This window comes from Nocardia sp. NPDC049190, assembly GCF_040648115.1.
Taxonomy (GTDB): Bacteria; Actinomycetota; Actinomycetes; order Mycobacteriales; family Mycobacteriaceae; genus Nocardia.
In genome coordinates, this window is the sequence record NZ_JBEZDE010000009.1 from 132,379 (window position 1) to 150,127 (window position 17,749).

General features: G+C 66.7%; 18 protein-coding genes and 1 pseudogene. 8 read left to right on the forward strand and 11 right to left on the reverse strand.

Annotated elements, in window-relative coordinates; translation table 11 throughout:
• Positions 1-64: 64 nt before the first annotated feature.
• The 5 genes from AB0B25_RS10855 to AB0B25_RS10875 form a co-directional block, all read right to left on the reverse strand.
• Positions 65-493 (reverse strand): SRPBCC family protein, encoded by a 429-nt coding sequence (locus AB0B25_RS10855; protein WP_357177027.1) that lies wholly within the window; start codon positions 491-493, stop codon positions 65-67.
• 50 nt (positions 494-543) lie between these two features.
• Positions 544-1,557: an aldo/keto reductase gene (locus tag AB0B25_RS10860; protein WP_357177028.1), complete on the reverse strand. Its 1,014-nt coding sequence runs from the start codon at positions 1,555-1,557 to the stop codon at positions 544-546.
• A 201-nt stretch (positions 1,558-1,758) separates the two neighbouring features.
• The gene (locus tag AB0B25_RS10865) at positions 1,759-2,793 is read right to left on the reverse strand and encodes a MerR family transcriptional regulator (RefSeq protein ID WP_357177029.1); all 1,035 of its coding nucleotides are present in this window, start codon (positions 2,791-2,793) and stop codon (positions 1,759-1,761) included.
• Positions 2,787-3,416, reverse strand: a complete 630-nt coding sequence (locus AB0B25_RS10870) for a HEAT repeat domain-containing protein (protein ID WP_357177030.1) — start codon at positions 3,414-3,416, stop codon at positions 2,787-2,789. The genes AB0B25_RS10865 and AB0B25_RS10870 overlap by 7 nt, the downstream gene beginning before the upstream one ends.
• Positions 3,417-3,497: 81 nt before the next feature.
• A complete protein-coding gene (locus tag AB0B25_RS10875) occupies positions 3,498-3,911 on the reverse strand; it encodes a hypothetical protein (RefSeq protein ID WP_357177031.1) in 414 nt (137 codons plus the stop codon).
• A 473-nt stretch (positions 3,912-4,384) separates the two neighbouring features.
• On the opposite strand from AB0B25_RS10875, the gene AB0B25_RS10880 reads away from it, so the two are divergent.
• The gene (locus AB0B25_RS10880; protein WP_357177032.1) at positions 4,385-5,395 is read left to right on the forward strand and encodes an alpha/beta hydrolase; all 1,011 of its coding nucleotides are present in this window, start codon (positions 4,385-4,387) and stop codon (positions 5,393-5,395) included.
• Positions 5,396-5,597: 202 nt separating this feature from the next.
• Positions 5,598-6,569: a DNA polymerase III subunit delta gene (holA, locus tag AB0B25_RS10885; RefSeq protein ID WP_357177033.1), complete on the forward strand. Its 972-nt coding sequence runs from the start codon at positions 5,598-5,600 to the stop codon at positions 6,567-6,569.
• Between the two features lie 178 nt (positions 6,570-6,747).
• Here the strand turns inward: holA and AB0B25_RS10890 are convergent, their stop codons facing one another.
• The 3 genes from AB0B25_RS10890 to AB0B25_RS10900 form a co-directional block, all read right to left on the reverse strand.
• Positions 6,748-7,374 (reverse strand): maleylpyruvate isomerase family mycothiol-dependent enzyme, encoded by a 627-nt coding sequence (locus tag AB0B25_RS10890; RefSeq protein ID WP_357177034.1) that lies wholly within the window; start codon positions 7,372-7,374, stop codon positions 6,748-6,750.
• Positions 7,375-7,667: 293 nt separating this feature from the next.
• Entirely contained in the window at positions 7,668-8,090 is a 423-nt protein-coding gene (locus AB0B25_RS10895) for an aldo/keto reductase (protein ID WP_357177035.1), read from the reverse strand.
• 38 nt (positions 8,091-8,128) lie between these two features.
• Positions 8,129-8,428 (reverse strand): aldo/keto reductase, encoded by a 300-nt coding sequence (locus tag AB0B25_RS10900; protein ID WP_357177036.1) that lies wholly within the window; start codon positions 8,426-8,428, stop codon positions 8,129-8,131.
• A gap of 80 nt (positions 8,429-8,508) precedes the next feature.
• On the opposite strand from AB0B25_RS10900, the pseudogene AB0B25_RS10905 reads away from it, so the two are divergent.
• Positions 8,509-9,245, forward strand: a pseudogene (locus AB0B25_RS10905) (helix-turn-helix transcriptional regulator).
• Between the two features lie 16 nt (positions 9,246-9,261).
• On the opposite strand, the gene AB0B25_RS10910 reads toward AB0B25_RS10905, so the two are convergent.
• Complete coding sequence (locus tag AB0B25_RS10910) at positions 9,262-9,507, reverse strand: hypothetical protein (protein ID WP_357177037.1); 246 nt, start codon at positions 9,505-9,507, stop codon at positions 9,262-9,264.
• A 183-nt stretch (positions 9,508-9,690) separates the two neighbouring features.
• Positions 9,691-9,951: a 30S ribosomal protein S20 gene (gene rpsT / locus AB0B25_RS10915; protein WP_357177038.1), complete on the reverse strand. Its 261-nt coding sequence runs from the start codon at positions 9,949-9,951 to the stop codon at positions 9,691-9,693.
• Positions 9,952-10,290: 339 nt separating this feature from the next.
• On the opposite strand from rpsT, the gene AB0B25_RS10920 reads away from it, so the two are divergent.
• From AB0B25_RS10920 to AB0B25_RS10935, 4 genes are all read left to right on the forward strand, one after another.
• Complete coding sequence (locus AB0B25_RS10920) at positions 10,291-11,937, forward strand: circularly permuted type 2 ATP-grasp protein (protein WP_357177084.1); 1,647 nt, start codon at positions 10,291-10,293, stop codon at positions 11,935-11,937.
• Positions 11,938-11,944: 7 nt separating this feature from the next.
• On the forward strand, positions 11,945-12,919 hold the full coding sequence (locus AB0B25_RS10925) for an alpha-E domain-containing protein (RefSeq protein ID WP_357177039.1): 975 nt from the start codon (positions 11,945-11,947) through the stop codon (positions 12,917-12,919).
• A complete protein-coding gene (locus tag AB0B25_RS10930; protein WP_357177040.1) occupies positions 12,916-13,758 on the forward strand; it encodes a transglutaminase family protein in 843 nt (280 codons plus the stop codon). Before AB0B25_RS10925 ends, AB0B25_RS10930 begins: the two co-directional genes overlap by 4 nt.
• A gap of 96 nt (positions 13,759-13,854) precedes the next feature.
• Complete coding sequence (locus tag AB0B25_RS10935; protein ID WP_357177041.1) at positions 13,855-14,643, forward strand: aquaporin; 789 nt, start codon at positions 13,855-13,857, stop codon at positions 14,641-14,643.
• A gap of 126 nt (positions 14,644-14,769) precedes the next feature.
• Here the strand turns inward: AB0B25_RS10935 and AB0B25_RS10940 are convergent, their stop codons facing one another.
• Positions 14,770-15,324, reverse strand: a complete 555-nt coding sequence (locus AB0B25_RS10940; protein ID WP_357177042.1) for a type II toxin-antitoxin system PemK/MazF family toxin — start codon at positions 15,322-15,324, stop codon at positions 14,770-14,772.
• Positions 15,325-15,868: 544 nt separating this feature from the next.
• On the opposite strand from AB0B25_RS10940, the gene lepA reads away from it, so the two are divergent.
• Positions 15,869-17,746 carry a translation elongation factor 4 gene (lepA, locus tag AB0B25_RS10945; protein WP_357177043.1) on the forward strand — a complete coding sequence of 626 codons (1,878 nt, stop codon included), beginning with the start codon at positions 15,869-15,871 and terminating at the stop codon, positions 17,744-17,746.
• Positions 17,747-17,749: the final 3 nt, after the last annotated feature.

Consider the following 17,749-nt stretch of genomic DNA (forward strand, 5'->3'; position numbering starts at 1 on the left):
AGGTCGCGGAGATCGAGGATCCCAAATAGCTTTCCACTGCAAGCGCTCCGCGTCTGACCGAGGCTTAAGGCGCGCGCACCGCCACCGCTTTACTCAAGGCGTCGAGGCCGTTGCTGAAGATGCCGGTGATCAGATCGACCACCTCGGACTCGCTCACTCCGTCAGGTGCGAACCGTGCGCCCCACACCACCTCGGCGCGCTGCTCATCCTCGGGAACCGGGTACACCCGTAAGGTCGCAAGATAGCCGCGTACCGGGAAAGGCGATGCGACGATCGAGTAGGAGTAGTGGCGCTCCTGTTCGTTGAATTCCTGCAGACGTTCGACAATCGTCCCCCCTTCGCTGTTGCGTAACTCGCGGACTCTGCCCCCTTCCAGCGGGGTGCTACGGGCGACGAAAGGAAGCCAGTCCGGCAGCGCGTGGAAGCCACCGATCAGCTGCCACACCTGTTCGGGTGAAGCTGGGATGATCCGGCTTACCGAAGTCGATGCCATCTATTTCTCCTGGGCTCGTATGCCTGCGAGACGAGATCGAACCGCAGCGGTCAGACGCCGTCCGGGGTCGGGGCATTGGGGCTGATCAGTCCGGCCGCACGAAGTTCGGCCCAGAATGCCGCCGGGACATTCGCTCGCACGGCAGCTTGGTCCTCGGCGATGCGGCTGGGCCGCGACGCTCCGGGAATAGTGGCGACGGCGACCGGGTGGGCGAGCGAGAACTGTAGGGCGGCTGCTTTCACACTGACGCCGTGCCGGTCGGCGATCTCTTTGATGCGCCGGACCCGATCGACGATCTCGGCCGATGCCTTCTGGTACTCGAAATGGGCTCCGCCCGCGAGCACCCCGGAGTTGTAGGGCCCGCCGACAATCATCTCCAAGCCCTGTGCGGCGGCCATCGGCAGCAGTCGTTCCAGAGCATGTTCGTGATCCAGCAGCGTGTATCGGCCTGCCAGCAGGAAGACGTCCGGGCGCGGTTCGTCCAGGGCAATTGTCAGCTCGACCGGTTCGGTGCGGTTGGTCCCGGTGCCCCATGCCTTGATGACACCTTGATCCCGCAGCCGGTCGAGAACGCGGAAACCTCCGGTGCGGGCGACCTCGAACTGCTGCAGCCAGGCGTCGCCATGGAAGTCCTGAGCGATGTCATGCACTGTGACGATATCCAATCGGTCGACACCCAGTCGCTTCAGACTGTCCTCGATCGACCGCTCTGTGGCCTCGGAGGTGTAGGTAGTCACCATCTTGTTGGGACGACCGTGTTCGAAAAGCCCGCCCTTCTCCCCGAGATCACGCGCACTCGGGCGCTCCACCTCGTCGTAGATGACGCGCCCGACCTTTGTGGACAAGACGAAAGAATCCCTGGGCTTGGTGGACAGCAGCTCGCCGAGCCGCTGCTCGGCCAAACCCGCTCCATAGAACGGGGCGGTGTCGTAATATCGAACGCCCTGATCCCATGCGGCGTCCAGGGTCGCGGCTGCCTCATCCTCCGGGATCGCACGGTACATATTGCCCAGCGGGGCCGTGCCGAACCCGAGCGGGCTGGGAAGGAACTCACTGAAACGCATCGGCGCCTCCGTGTGACAGACCCTCTTGACCTGACCTTCGCATCGATTCTGCCCCAACCAATGTAGCTCAGCTGAGATCGCGGCAGGCCTGCTCGGCTGCCTGGCGGCGCAGTATCCGATCACATGGGTGATCGATCATGCGGTCGGCGAGGTCGCTTCGCCGCCCGAGCCCTGATCCGCTACGTCGCGCTGGTCGGGGCACTACCCGGGGTGGCCGGGGGTGTTCTCGTCCGGCCGTTCTTCGAGCGTTTCCACCAGAGCCGAGGCGAGCAGAGCCACCGCCCGATCGTCGTCGTCGGCCAGGTGCCGCAGAATGTCCAGCGCGATGGTCCCCGGCAGCTCGGCGAGCGCCTGGGTCAGTCGTCTGCGCACCGCCGAGTCGGCCGTGTGTGCGGCGAGCTCGTCGACCAGCGCACTCAGGATCCGGTCAGCCCATTGCGGATCCCGTGCCAACGTTCCCAGGAGCTCGGCCGCCTCGACATCGTTCGGGCCCTCGACCACCGTGCCGACGAGTGCCGGCACAGCCAGGGTCACCCCTCGCGCACCCAGTGCGAGACCAGCCTGTGCGCGGATTGTCGTGTCCGCGTCCTCGAGCGCGGCCGTGAGCGCCGCGGTCGCCTCGTCGCCGGGTAGCTCGGCGAGCGCCAAGACCGCGCGCCGACGGACGTCGACCTCCTCGGAGGCCAGGCCGGATGCCAAACTCGCCACAGCGTCGCCGCCGGTGCGCGCGAGCGCCCACCGCAGTGCCCCGGCAACGTTCGGGTCGGATTCGGTGAGAACCGCCTCGGCCAGCAGTTCGGCGGGCACCGGCACGTCCTCGATCGGGGTGAGGACGGTGCGCAGGCGCCGGTCGGCACTCTGCGAACCGAGTCCGTGCAGCAGCTCGACGATGCGCAGGACGTCCGGCCACCCGGAGGGCTCGGCCGCATCGACCTTGCGGAGCCGCTCGAGCAGTTCTCGCTCCCGGTTCAGTCGTTCCTCGGTCTTCCGGATGAGGTGGCCGACCAGTGCGGACGGGGTGAATTCGAGGTCGTCGAGAGCGCGTCCGACTTGGCTCAGAGACAGCCCCAACGACCGCAGCCCCTCCACATGGAAGATCCGCCGGATGTCGTCGGGGGAGTATTCCCGGTAGCCGCCCACGGTGCGGCCGGTCGGCCGCACCAGCCCGAGCGAGTCGTAGTGCCTGAGCATCCGCGCGCTGACCCCCGAACGGCGCGCCACCTCGCCGATCAGCACGCGGTTTCCTCCTCCCGGTCCGGACCGAGCGCGCGGACCCGTCTCGCCGCATCGACGGCGAGATCGAATCCGGCGTCCGGGTCGCACAGAAGTCGCTCCGTGGCGCTCGCATGCGCGCGCACCGTCGGGTCGTGACTTGCCATCGCCGTTCGCAGGACCGGCTCGACCACGGCGCCGAGCGTGACGAGGGCACGGCTCAGACTCAGCCGCACTTCCCGGTCGCCGCGGCCGAATTGCGTGGCGAGCTGCTCGGCCAGCTCTGCCTGCTCGCCGTCGGGCACGAGGACGACCGCAGCGCGCCACGCGCTGCGCGCGACCTGGTCGTCGGCGTCGTGCAGCAATGACCGGGTGATCGAGGGCCACGCGTTCGCGTCCCCGATCTTGGACAGCGTGTGCAGCGCTTGGCTGCGGGCCTGTGCACGGTCGCAACAAAGTTCCGCGCGCAGTCTCGGAACCGTGATCTGCGCCGGCAGTCGGGTCAGCGCCCACGTGAGCATGTCGCGCACGAAGAAGTCCGGCTCGATCGCGCACCGTTCTACCAGCACATCGACGAAATCGGGCTCGGGACGCGTGCCGACTGCCAGGGCGGCCGCGAGTCGAGTCGATGAGTTCTCTGCGGCCAATGCGTCGAGTAGTCGCGTGTTCTGTGGGTTCCGGTGTATCGCGTTGATGGGTACCACCTCCGACCGCCAGTGAACGCCTTGTCACAGTGACAATGTCAAGATCGCGAGCGAGCCGCCGTCGACATCGCGGTATTCACGATCGCACGGCGACCTGGCCCGTCGAATGCAGGCGTGTTCGCGTATCGCGCGTAACGATGGTGGAACGTCTCCTCCCTTCGAGGTGGAAGTTGCCCGGCCACGTTCCGGCAGGCGGCGGCGCTGCGTGCCCTGTCGGCTGGGCTTGCGGTCAGCGTGGGCTTCGCGTTGTCGGTGGTCGCGACCGCGGGCCTGATCCTGTTGGCCACCCATTTGGGCCGACTGATTGCGCAAGGGGTGGTGGCCGAGATCGTGGCGGTTTCCGCAGGGGCGTTCGTGGTCACGCTTGCCGATCATGGCGGCGCGCACCGCGATGATCAGCTTCGTGGCGGTGCGGTCGTGGTAGACAGCGGTGTTCACGGCACGCTCGCGAATGTCCCTGTTACATCGGCGCTGTCGTGTACCTGGTCATCCGGCGGCCCCGTAATATCGCACCCGCGCCATATCGCACCCGCGCCGAATTTCCCTCGTAACCATGTCCGCAACCGACCTTTCGGCGTCGGTGCTCGCGTCGGAATCCGCATCGCCCTCGTCGTTGTCCTCTGCGCGCCGATGACGAAGTCTCAAAATGCCACGCCATCACCGATATTCATCGCGAAAACCGGGCGCATCGCGGCATCGGTGCGCCGGATCGCCACGACAATGCGGCCGAGTCGGTCGACGGTGGGAGCGGTCCACGAGGCATTGTGTTCGACCGGTCGGCAACATACGATGCAGAACGCCGAACACGGAGGCATGTGATCGTCGCTGTCAGCCGAGTTCGGTCTTTCCGCAGTTTTCGACCTCGATGAGGTGCTATGAATTTCCGCCGCGTGGCCGTTATGGCTGCTGCTGTGTTCGCATCCACTTTTCTCGTAACGGCGGCCCCGGCATCGGCGGCGAGCGACAAGCCCGGTACTTGCCGGGAGGTTGCTGTTCCCGTTGCGCTGTCCGATGGTGGGCCGCAGGACAATACCGTCGCCGCGACACTCTGTACGCCGAGCGTGTGGGCTCCCGGCGAGCATCGAATCGACGTGCTCGTAGCCGGCGCCACCTACAACCGGACGTATTGGGATTGGCCGCAAGACCCGCAGGCGGATTCGTATGTCGACCTCACCTTGGCGGCCGGTCGGGCGACGTTCGATTTCGACCGGCTCGGCACCGGATCGAGCAGCCGTCCGGCGAGTTCGGCGCTCACGGTATCCAGCGACGCCTATGTGCTGCACCAGTTGATCGGCTGGGTTCGCGGTCAGGGCTATTCGCAGGTGAACGGTGCGGGGCATTCGCTGGGCTCGGTCACACTCACGAACGAGGCGTCGCGCTGGCACGATCTGGACCGACTTGTCGTGACCGGAATAATTCATCTGCCTGCCGTGGGTCTGACTTCCACCGCGTTCTTCGCCAGCCTGTATCCGGCGGCGCTCGATCCCAAGTTCGCCGGAAAGGGCCTCGACCCCGGATATCTCACCACGGTGCCCAGTCGGCGTGGCCCGGCCTTCTACGATCCGAAAACCGCCGATTCCGCGGTGATCGCCTATGACGAGAGCAACAAGGATCTGGCCACTGTCGGTGAAGTGGCCGAATCGGCTACCGCGCTGTTGGCGCCGGTGGCACTCAGCTCGGCCCGCTCGATCACCGCACCGGTCTTGATCGTCATGGGCGCGAACGACGACATCTTCTGCAACTTGGTGGTGAGTTGTCAGACAGCGGATTCGATTCTGGCGAATGAGGCTCCTTATTACAGCGGCGCCGCGGATTTCGACGCCCTCGTCGTACCGGGTACCGCGCATAACCTCCCGCTGCACCCGTCGGCGCCATCGTCCTTCCAGAAAATAAACAACTGGATCGAGACCGGCACCGCGTAACAGCGTGTAGCCGCGCCGAGGTCCTGCCCATCGTTCGCCGACGCACGCGTGTCGCGTGCGCTGGGTGCCCGGCGCAGGGTGTCGGTCGGGGATCGTAGGATCGGGCCGTGAGCGAGCGCTGCGAGCGAACCATCCAGGCAAGGCCCTCGGACGCGATGCCGTCGGGGACGTCGGGGACGTCGGGTTTCGGAAAGGCGCCGTCGTGAGCGCGCGGCCGGCACAACTCCACCTGCTGCTCGGGGAAGAAGAGCTGCTGATCGAGCGGGCACTGGGGGAGGTGACCGCGCAGGTGCGTGCGTCGGCTCCGGACGCTGACGCGGTACCGGTGGACCGACTGCGTGCGGGGGACGCGAGTACCGCCGAACTGGCTGAACTACTGAGCCCCTCACTGTTTGCCGAGGACCGGGTGATCGTGCTCGAGTCAGCGGCCGAGGCGGGCAAAGACGCGGTCGCGGTGATCACCGGGGCCGCACAGGACCCGCCCGATGGTGTGGTGCTGGTTGTCCTGCACTCCGGCGGCGGACGGGCCAAGGCTCTTGTGCCCGCGCTGCACAAGGCCGGGGCGGTCACCCACGAATGCGCCAAGGTGACCAAGGCCACCGAGCGGGTCGAGTTCGTTCGCGGTGAGTTCCGCCGTGCCGGGGTCCGGGTGTCCGGCGAGGTCGTGCAGGTCGTGCTGGAGACGGTGGGCTCGGAGCTGCGTGAGCTGGCGGCCGCGTGCGCGCAGCTGGCCGCCGACACCGGCGGTAAGGTCGATGTCGCGGCCGTGCGCCGCTACTACTCGGGTAAGGCCGAAGTGTCCGGGTTCGACGTCGCCGAGCTGGCCGTGGCGGGGGATCGTCCCGGTGCGATGGAGGCCCTGCGCTGGGCGAACGACCGTGGCGTGCCGCATGTCCTGCTCGCCGACGCACTCGCCGATTCGGTACACACCATCGCGCGGGTCGGCTCGGCCGGCCGTGGTGACCCGTTCGCACTGGCCCAGCAACTCGGCATGCCGCCGTGGAAAGTGAAAAAGGCCCAGGCCCAGGCCCGCGGCTGGACCTCCGCGACCATCGGTTCGGCCCTCCAAGTGGTCGCTGCGCTCAACGCCGACGTCAAAGGCGGCGCCGCCGACGCCGGTTATGCCCTCGAACGTGCCCTCACTCGGATCCTGGACCTGCACGGCGCCGGCTGATCCGGATAGCGAAAACCGCGACGCGATGGCCGGGTTCGCCTGGTCAACTGTCGGATCGGGTGATGGTCATCGAATCGCGTGGCGTTCGGCCTTGCTCGATTATCGTCCGCTTTGATCGATCCGGTCGGTTGGTCATGGGGCACGGTTCTGTCGATGCGTCCCGGGTTCGGTGGAACGGTCAGAGCGCGTCGGCGATTCGCTCCGCACCCGCCCCCGTCACCCCGGCGAGCCCAGCCGCGCGCCCGGTCGCGACGAGCAGCAGATCACTCAGCGACCCGCGAATCTCCTCCGATCCGTCGCCAGCCGACCAGTCCGTGTCGGTGGCCACCAGTCGCACGCCGCGCAGGCGTGTCCTGGCGCCGTAGAACCTGCTCCGCAGGACATGTTCCAGTGCGACCACTGCCGGTTCGCTCGGCATCGCCCGCCACCGCCCGAGCGGCCGGGCGATGTCTTGACCGTGGATCATGATGTCCACCAGCGGATCCAGTGGACCGGCGCCCGGCGCCAGCCGCGCCGACCCGGCATTCTCGCGTAGTTGCGCGATCAGTTCGGTCGGCCGGTAGCGGGCTGCCCAATCGCGTGCCCTCCGCTCGGTCATCCGATTCCAGTTCCCCCGGGCCCGAATCACGCCCGCGATCGTCGCCCGGAAGGTGTCCACCACTGTGACGTGGGCCAGCACGTCGTGCACGGTCCAGCCGGGGCACAAGGAATCGGCACTCCACTCGTGCTGGTCGAGGCCGTCGAGGAAATCGGCGAGCCCGAGTCGTTCGGTGCGGGTCCATGCCATGATCTCGTTCAGGTCCATCGTCACTCTCCGTAGTCGGCGCCAGCACCGATGCAGACGGTTCGCAGCGCCCGAACTCATCGGTCGGACCACCGGCTCGGCGGTGACGCTACGCATCAGGGCAGTAGCCGCAGCGTCGGGAACGCGATGGGCCCGGACACGACCCTTACGGCGGTTTGTGCCTGTGGCACCGCGCCCGGGACAGCGGCCGTCGGTGATGCAAGTCCGGCTCGCACCGCCGCACGGGTCCGAGTACTATTCGCGCCCTTCGATGTTCAGGTCGCCGAAGGTGACACTGCGGGTCATCGGCCGGGTCAGGACTCGTGCGGGAAGCCGAGGTCGACGGCGCTGGCCTGTTCCAGTCGGGCCAGCTGGGCCGTGTCGAATTCGACGTCGAGCGCGCCGAGGTTGTCCTCGAGCTGAGCGGCGGTGCGCGCGCCGATGATCGGCGCGGTGACACCTGGCTTGCGCAGGGTCCAGGCCAGTGCGACTTGCGCAGGAGTTCTGCCGATATCGGCAGCGACTTCCTTCACCACATCCGCGATCGCGAGGCCGCGTTCGGTGAGTGATCCGTTGGCGGCGGCCACGTTCTTGCGATTCCCCTCCGGCGAACCCTCCGCCTCGTGCTCCAGGTCCGCGCGGCTGTACTTTCCGGTGAGCACGCCGCTGGCCAGTGGCGACCACGGGACCACCCCGAGCCCGAGCTCACGCGCCACCGGGATGAGCTCACGTTCCACGGTCCGCTCGATCAGGCTGTATTCGATCTGCAGTGCGATCAGCGGCGAGACCAGCCACGCAGGTCGGCGATGGTCTGCATCCGGGAGACCTGCCAGGCCGGAGCGTCCGAGATCCCGACGTAGAGCACCTTGCCCGAGCACACCAGATCGTCCATGCCGCGCAGAATTTCCTCGACCGGGGTCAGGAAGTCCCAGGCGTGCAGGTAGAGCAGATCGATGTAGTCGGTGTTCAGCCTACGCAGACTGGCCTCGACCGAGGCGAACATGCTTTTGCGGTGTTTTCCTCCGGAGTTCGGGTCGCCCGCGCGCCGCAGCATGGTGTATTTGGTTGCCAGCACCAGGCTTTCGCGGTTGTCCGCGGTTGAATTCGCCGAGAAGTTGCTCGGAGGTGCTGTTGGTGTATTGGCTCGCCGTATCGATGAAGTTGCCGCCGCGGTCGAGATCGCGACGGGACGAGGTCGCCGAGCTGGCGGGGGTGAGCACGGACTACATCGTGCGACTGGAACAAGGGCGCGGCCTGCGTCCGTCGGCGGCGGTGCTCGAGGCGTTGTCGCAGGCGTTGCGGCTGGACGCCGACGAGCGCACCTACCTGTTCGACCTGGCGCAACAGCGGCTGCCGAACAACGGTAAACCGAGTACGGTGCCGGCGCCCGCACTCGCGAGGCTGGTCGACGACCTGTCGCCGCTGCCAGCGATGCTGGTGAACCATCGCTACGACATCCTGGCCTGGAACGGAGTGATGGCGCGGCTGACCACCGTTTCGGGGCCCTACCCACACGACAGCGCAACACCATGTGGCTGTGTCTGCTGGACCCGGGCGTGCGGGACTTCTACGTCGAGCGCGAACGGATCATCCGGGAGGGCATCGCGGATCTGCGGGCCGCGCGGGCCGCGCATCCGGACGATCAGATGCTCGCGGACCTGATCATCGAGTTCACGACACACAGCCCCGAGTTCGCACAGGCGTGGGCCCGCCACGACGTCCGAGTGCAGGGGCGGGGGAACAAACCGCTGCGCCATCCGGTGGTCGGCCCGCTGACGGTCAGCTATGAGGTGCTGATTCCGGTGCAGGACCCCGATCAGCGGATCATCATCTACCGCGCGGCAGATGACGAGTCCCACACGGCGCTCGCTCGACTGGCCGCCGATCCGTGAGCGCCGTGACCTGGGACTATTCCACCGAGGTGAGCGTCAGTTCCTCGTCGTCCTCGGTGTCCTCGTAGCGGCCTTCCCACTCCTCGTAGGCGGGCACGTCCTCGTCTCGCGTGACGATCCACTCCAAGGAGTAACCGCCGTCGTCGTCGGGAACCAGCACATTCTCGATCTTCAAGCCGAATCCGAGCACTTCCGCCGCCCGGATCACATCCGGCAGGTCCTCGCTGCGGACGACAGTCTGATTGGCATACACGGTTACCATGCGCCGAATGGTAGCTGGACCGTCGCCCTGGCGCGGGATGATCCAGAATCCCCGGGAGAGTGCCAGGTGAGCGAGTCGAGCGACTCGACGGGTGGTCTGGGCACGACAAAAGCCGCCTTGGTCATCGAGGCCATGGCGGCTGCGTCAAAAACGGGAACGATACCGGCGGGCGGTACCGCTGGGTCAGAGCTTGTTGAGAGCCAGTGCCAGGGCTGACTTCTTGTTGGCGGCCTGGTTGGCGTGGATGACGCCCTTCGAGGCGGCCTTGTCCAGCTTGCGGCCGACGAACTGCAGGCGCTCGGTGGCCTTTTCCTTGTCACCGGCGGCCGCGGCCTCGCGGAAGCTACGGATGGCGGTGCGCAGCGCGGACTTGACCGACTGGTTGCGCTTGCGCGCTTCCTCGTTGGTGCGGATCCGCTTCATCTGGGACTTGATGTTGGCCACGCGTGTTTCCTCGTGTTCCTGTCTGGTGGGTGTCCTGGAAAGTTCGGGAGCGCGCGACACACCCGGGAGTGAACGGGTAACGCAGCGCCGAAGGTCGAGGTTACCAGTCGGCGTTCAGCACAGGAAATCGGCGCCCGTCCGGCCTGGTCGAAGCCCGAACGACCGGTCCGTCCGGTGGCCGGAGATTCACCCATGGAATAGGAGTGATGCAAGAAATTTATCTGCATCACACCCAGTGTTGGTGACGGAATGCTGCACGATTTTCCCATGACCTCCGCCTCCCCGCCACGACCCGCCGGGTCCCCGCCGGTTCGTGCCGGGCGTGCGGCGGGCGATGGGATGAGGAGGCAGACGGGACTGTTCGAGGGATATACACCGGGCCGCTACGCCGAAGCCTTCGATGAAATGTTCGACCGCTCCGGTCGGGTGCACCCGCCGTACAACGGGATCTTCGCCGCGCTCGCGCCGATCGACGTCGCTGATCTCGCCGCGCGCTCGGAGGCGCTGGATCGCGCGTTCATCGATCAGGGCATCACCTTCTCGCTGTCCGGTCAAGAGCGCCCGTTTCCGCTCGATCTGGTGCCGCGGGTGATCGCTGCGGCCGAGTGGGGAAAACTCGAGCGCGGCATCGAACAGCGCGTGATCGCGCTGGAACTGTTCCTCGCGGACGTGTACGGCGAACAGAACATCCTGCGCGACCAGGTGATCCCCAAGCGCCTGGTCACCTCGTGCCACCACTTCCACCGAGAGGCCGCGGGCCTGGTGCCGCCGAACGGGGTGCGCATCCACGTCGCGGGCATCGACCTGATCCGCGACGAGCACGGCGATTTCCGTGTGCTGGAAGATAATCTGCGCTCCCCGTCAGGCGTCTCCTACGTGATGGAGAACCGCCGAACAATGGCGCGGGTCTTCCCGGACCTGTTCTCCTCGCACCGGGTGCGCGCGGTCGGCGATTATCCGAGTTATCTGCTCGCGGCGCTGCGCGCCGCGGCCGCGTCGAACGAAGCCGATCCCACCGTCGTGGTACTCACTCCCGGCGTGCACAATGCCGCGTACTTCGAGCATTCGCTGCTGGCCAGGCAGATGGGCGTGGAGTTGGTGGAAGGCCGTGACCTGTTGTGCCGCGACAACGTCGTCTACATGCGCACGACGGCGGGCGAGCGGCAAGTCGACGTGATCTACCGACGCATCGACGACGCCTTCCTCGATCCCATGCATTTCCTGCCGGATTCGGTGCTCGGCGTGGCCGGCGTCCTGAACGCGGCGCGGGCGGGCAACGTCGTCATCGCCAGCGCGGTCGGCAACGGCGTCGCCGACGACAAGCTGATCTACACCTACGTGCCCACGATCATCGAGTACTACCTCAATGAGAAGCCGATACTGCCCAACGTCGACACCTTTCGCTGCTGGCTGGACGACGAACGCGACGAAGTGCTTGACCGGATCGGCGAATTGGTGATCAAGCCGGTGGAAGGCTCCGGCGGCTACGGCATCGTGATCGGACCGGACGCGACGCCGCGCGAGCTCGCGGCGGCCCGACGCCGAATCAAGGCCGACCCGCGCGGTTGGGTCGCGCAGCCGGTCGTGCAGCTGTCGACCGTGCCGACCAAGATCGGTAACGCACTGGTGCCTCGGCATGTCGATCTGCGGCCGTTCGCGGTCAACGACGGTGACGACATCTGGGTGCTGCCCGGCGGACTGACCAGGGTCGCGCTACCGGACGGTTCGCTGGTGGTGAACTCCAGTCAGGGTGGCGGCAGCAAGGACACCTGGGTGCTCGCGGGCCGCGCCTCGCCCGTTGATCGTGAACTGGCGGGCGCGCAACTGGTCGGTGATCCGCCGCAGGCGGAGTCGTTCGAGTTGGGCCGGGAACCGACTGCGGTGCAGGCGAATCAGCAACAGCAGCAGCAACAACAAGACCGGCGGCGGAGCGGGCGGTCACCGCACGGTGGTGTCGGCCCGCCGCAGCAGCCGGCCGGGAGGTGACGCGCTGATGCTGGCTCGCAACGCCGAGTCCCTGTATTGGATCGGCCGTTATGTCGAACGCGCCGACGACACCGCACGTATTCTCGACGTCGCGGTGCACCAGCTGCTCGAGGACGCGACGGTGGACCCGGACCGCACATCCCGGATCCTGCTGCGCGTGCTCGGAATCGAGCCGCCGCAGGGTGAGTTGGACGTCTGGTCGGTGACCGACCTGGTGGCGTTCAGCCGCGAGCACGGCGGCTCGATCATCGATTCGATCGCCAACGCGCGCGAGAACGCCAAGGGCGCCAGGGAGGTCACCTCCAGTGAGATGTGGGAGTGCCTGAATGCCACCTACATCGGGCTGGCCGTCGCGGAGAAGGCGGCGCGCGGCCTCGGGCCGCACGAGTTCTTCCACTACATCAAGGACCGCGCGGCGATGTTCGCCGGGTTGTCGGATTCCACCCTCAGCCGCGACGACGGCTACCGTTTCCTGCTGCTCGGCCGTTCCATCGAGCGGGTGGACATGACAGTGCGCCTGCTGCTTTCGCGTGCGGGCGATCGAACCTCCTCGCCCGCCTGGGTGACCGTGTTGCGCTCGGCGGGGGCCCACGACACCTATCTGCGTACCCATCGCGGCGCGCTCGACGCCAACCTGGTGGCCGAATTCATCCTGCTCGACCGTCTGTTTCCGCGCTCGGTGTTCCATTCGGTGCGGGTGGCCGAGACCTGTCTGGCGGAACTGGATCAGCGTCCGAGCAGCAGGGTCGGCGCCAGACCCGAGGCGCAACGCCTGCTCGGTACCGCGCGCAGCGAGCTCGAGTTTCTGCCGCCTGGCGTGCTGCTGGAAGATCTGCAGACCCGGCTGCTCTCGCTGCAGAAGATCTGTCGCGCGGTGAGTGAGGCGATCGCGCTGCAATACTTCCACGCGGCGCCCTGGGTGGCCTGGACCGACCTGCGCAGCAGCCGCGACAGCTTGGTGCGGGTGGAGGGCGAACCATGAGCTGGCGGATCAGGGTGGTGCACACCACCGGCTACGTCTACGACGCGCCGGTGACCAGGTCGTTCAACGAGGCCAGGCTCACACCGAGGGCTGACAGCAGGCAGAACGTCATCTTGAACCGAGTCGAGACCGTGCCCGCGACGCGTTCCTATCGCTACACCGACTATTGGGGCACCGCCGTCACGGCCTTCGACCTGTATGCGCCGCACACGGAACTGGAGGTCACCGGTTCCTCGGTGGTGGAGACCGAACCGTTCGTGGGCCCCGCGGACGAGTTGAGCTGGGAACAGTTGCGAGCCGAACAGATCGTCGACCGGTTCGGCGAGATGCTCGCGCCCACCGCCTACGTGCCGCCCGATCGGAAACTCGCCGCCGTGGCTCGCCGGCTCTCGCGCGGCGTACCGCCCGCGAAAGCCGTCGTGCGTGCGGCGGAGTGGGTGCACCAGGAGATGGACTATCTCGCGGGCACCACTTCGGTGCGGACCTCGGCGGTGCAGGCGTTCGCCGATCGGCAAGGGGTCTGTCAGGACTATGCGCACCTGACTCTGGTGTTGCTGCGCAGTATGGGAATCCCGAGCCGGTACGTTTCCGGCTATCTCCATCCCGACTCGTCCGCCGAGATCGGCGCGACGGTAGCCGGACAGTCGCACGCCTGGATCGAGGCGTGGACCGGCGCCTGGTGGGGCTACGACCCTACGAACAATGTCGCCAGCAACGAACAGCACGTTTCGGTGGGTGTGGGCCGCGATTATGCCGATGTTCCGCCGTTGAAGGGCATATTCTCCGGGGGCGGCTCCACCGATCTCGAAGTCGTTGTAGAGATCACCAGACTCGCGTAGCGTCCGGCGAGCAACCATCGATCTCCGAGCGGCTCTGTTGTCCGAGCGGTACCACGGCTCGCAAGAGCACCAGTCTGGAACGCGGAAGGTGGGCAGATGTCTCCAACGGCTCAGGAAGTTGTCGAAGAGGGTGTCGGGAACACGCCGATTCCCGACAGCAAGAAATGGGGCGCCGAGGCGCTCGGCACCTTCGTCCTGGTGATCTCCGGCGCCGGGACGGCGGTGCTGGCGGGGGAGCGGGTCGGCGCGCTGGGGGTGGCGTTGGCTTTCGGTCTTTCGCTGATGTTCCTCGTCTACGCGATCGGGCCGATCTCGGGTTGCCATGTCAATCCGGCCGTCACGCTCGGCCAGTTGCTGCTCGGCCGGGTGCATGCGGTGACCGCGGCCGGGTATGTGATCGCCCAGCTGATCGGCGGTCTGCTGGCCGGTCTCGTGTTGTTCGCGCTGGCCAAGAACCTGCCGTCCTACGACCGCTCGGTAGAAGGGCTGGCCGCGAATGGATGGGGTGCGCACAGTCCGTCGGCGAAGACCGGACCACTCGGGGAGGTGGTCCTGCAGAACGGCTACGGCATGGCCGCCATGATCATCGTCGAGGTGATGCTGACGGCGCTGCTGGTGTTCGTGGTACTGGCCTCGACCGATCAGATCTCCGACGTGCCACTGGCCGGTCTGTCGATCGGTGTCACGCTCACGGTGATCTACCTGGTCTCGATTCCGGTGGACAACACCTCCGTGAACCCCGCCCGCAGCCTCGCGGTGGCCCCCTATCAGGACGGCGCGATGGGACAGGTCTGGGCGTTCATAGTATTCCCGCTGATCGGCGGCGCGCTGGGCGCGTTGGTGTACGGCCTGCTATTCGGCCGTTCCCGCGAGATGATCTCCTGAGCTGGTCCCGCTGTGGGAACGATGTTCCGGTCGCGACGGGTGTCGGCGCGACCGGCGTGCGGGCGGTGAGTCCGCCGCCCGCGGCGGCGAAGCCGGTCGGCTCGGGGCATCGGACCAGGCGGGACCTCAGTGCCAGGAGTATTCGGCGCACAGCCGGTGTGCGACCAGATCGAATGTGGTGCGCGCCAGGATCGCCCCCTCACGGCGGATGCCCGCCTCCGGCACGTCCAGGACCCGATCGAGCCGGACCCAGCTCGGCCGCCCGGCGTTGTCCCACGACCCGCTGCCGATGCCGACCCAGTTGCGGTCGTGCGCACGGTCAGGATTCGACGACAGCATCAGACCGAGCAGCGTACGGTTGTCGCGGCCCACGACCAGCACCGGCCGATCCTTGCCGTTACTCGGATCCTCCTCGAACGGCACCCAGGTCCAGACGATCTCGCCCGGGTCGGCCCGGCCGTCCAGCTGCGGGGAATAGACGATCTGTCGTGCTCGCTCGGCTGTCGGGACCGGCGTGGACGCGGCGGGCCGCACCGCGACGCCACCCGGCGCACGCCGTTGCGCCAGCGTTCCCACCAGTCGTTCGACCAGCTTGGGTCCCTGCTGCTTGACGATCTTCGGCCCCTGCTCCTTCGCGATGAGACCGAGCTGCTTGCCGAGAGAGTTCCAACTTCGGGCCATCTGTGGAGAATAACGGCGCGCTCACGTCTTCTCATCCGCGCCCGAGTCGCCGTGTCGTCGGGGTAATCCGCGATCCCGGCGGCCCGATATCGGGATACGTCAGGAACTGGGCAGAGCCGCGAGATTCTCGGCCCTGTCGAGACCCCTGCGGGTACGCCGCGAGGATCTCGGGTTTTGTCGGAAACGGCGCGTACACCGCCAAGATCTGGGCTCGGAGACTACGGGTACGCCAAGAGGATCTGGGGCTTGTCGGGAACGTCGGGTGCACTGTCAAGATCCGGGGCCTATCACGGAACCCGGAAAACCAACGGCAAGCCGCGGATCCTCGACCGCGTCGGGTGCGAGTTCTGCGAGCGCCGTTCGCGGCCCGGCTCGCGTCCGAGTGGGCGAAGCGCATGCGACGCAGTCGCGAGTCTCGCCCACTCGGACGTGAGCCACAAAGGGGCCGCGAACCCGCGGCGCCGCAGGCGCTGCCAGACCGACACAGCCGCTGCCGATCAACACCTCTGCTCATGGGACGATAGACGGCAGTTTGCCGATACCCATGAGGAGTGGAGTGCCCGCCAGCTTCGCCGACACGACGTTCACCGATCCCAGCCGGATCCGGAACTTCTGCATCATCGCGCACATCGACCATGGCAAGTCGACGCTGGCCGACCGCATGTTGCAGCTGACCGGAGTGGTCGAGGAGCGGCAGATGCGCGCCCAGTACCTGGACCGGATGGATATCGAGCGCGAGCGCGGTATCACGATCAAAGCCCAGAATGTCCGGTTGCCCTGGAAGCCGAGGACGGGCGAGCACGTGGGCACCGACTTCGTGCTGCATCTCATCGACACGCCTGGTCACGTCGACTTCACCTACGAGGTGTCGCGCGCGCTCGAGGCGTGTGAGGGCGCGATCCTGTTGGTCGATGCCGCGCAAGGCATCGAGGCGCAGACGCTGGCCAACTTGTACCTGGCGTTGGACAAGGACCTGACCGTCATCCCGGTGCTGAACAAGATCGATCTGCCCGCCGCCGACCCGGAGCGCTATGCGGCGGAGCTCGCGCACATCGTCGGCTGCGACCCCTCGGATGTACTGCGCGTTTCCGGCAAGACCGGCGAGGGCGTCGCCGATCTGCTCGACCAGGTGATCGCGCAGGTGCCGCCGCCGGTCGGCGATGCGGACGCGCCGGCCCGAGCGATGATCTTCGACTCTGTCTACGACACCTATCGCGGCGTGGTCACCTACGTCCGCGTGGTGGACGGCAAGCTGACCCCACGCGAGAAGATCAAGATGATGTCGACCGGCGCCACCCATGAGCTGCTGGAGATCGGCATCGTCTCACCGGAGCCCAAGCCCACCCAGGGCCTCGGCGTCGGCGAGGTCGGCTACCTGATCACCGGCGTGAAGGACGTGCGCCAGTCGAAGGTCGGCGACACGGTGACGGGCGCGCGCGGTGGGGCGACCGAGCCGCTCACCGGCTACCGTGAGCCGCGCCCGATGGTGTACTCGGGCCTTTATCCGGTGGACGGCTCCGACTACCCGGATCTGCGCGACGCGTTGGAGAAACTCCAGCTCAACGACGCCGCGCTGACCTATACCCCGGAGACCTCGGTGGCGCTCGGCTTCGGTTTCCGCTGCGGCTTCCTCGGTCTGCTGCATATGGAGATCACCCGCGAGCGGTTGCAGCGCGAGTTCGACCTGGATCTGATCTCGACGGCGCCGAACGTGGTCTACCGGGTGGACATGGAGGACGGCGCCGAGCATGTCGTCACCAACCCCTCGTATTGGCCGGAAGGCAAGGTGCGCAACGTCTACGAGCCCATCGTGAAGTGCACGATCATCTCTCCGAGTGAGTTCATCGGCTCGATCATGGAGTTGTGTCAGTCCCGCCGCGGTGAACTCGGCGGCATGGACTATCTCTCCGAGACCCGGGTCGAGCTGCGCTACACCATGCCGATGGCGGAGATCATCTTCGACTTCTTCGACTCGCTGAAGTCGCGCACCCGCGGCTATGCCAGCCTCGATTACGAGGAGTCGGGCGAGCAGGAATCGCAGCTGGTCAAGGTCGACATTCTGCTGCAGGGTGAGGCGGTGGACGCGTTCAGCGCGATCGTGCACAGGGACGCCGCCCAGGCCTACGGCCACAAGATGACCACCAAGCTGCGCGAGCTGATCCCGCGGCAACAGTTCGAGGTGCCGATCCAGGCCGCGATCGGCTCGAAGATCATTGCGCGCGAGAACATCCGGGCTATCCGCAAGGACGTGCTCGCGAAGTGCTACGGCGGCGATATCAGCCGTAAGCGCAAACTGCTGGAGAAGCAGAAGGAAGGCAAGAAGCGGATGAAGACGATCGGCCGTGTCGATGTCCCGCAGGAGGCGTTCGTAGCCGCGCTGTCTTCGGACGCGGCGTCGGACAAACCGAAGGACAAGAAGTAGGAG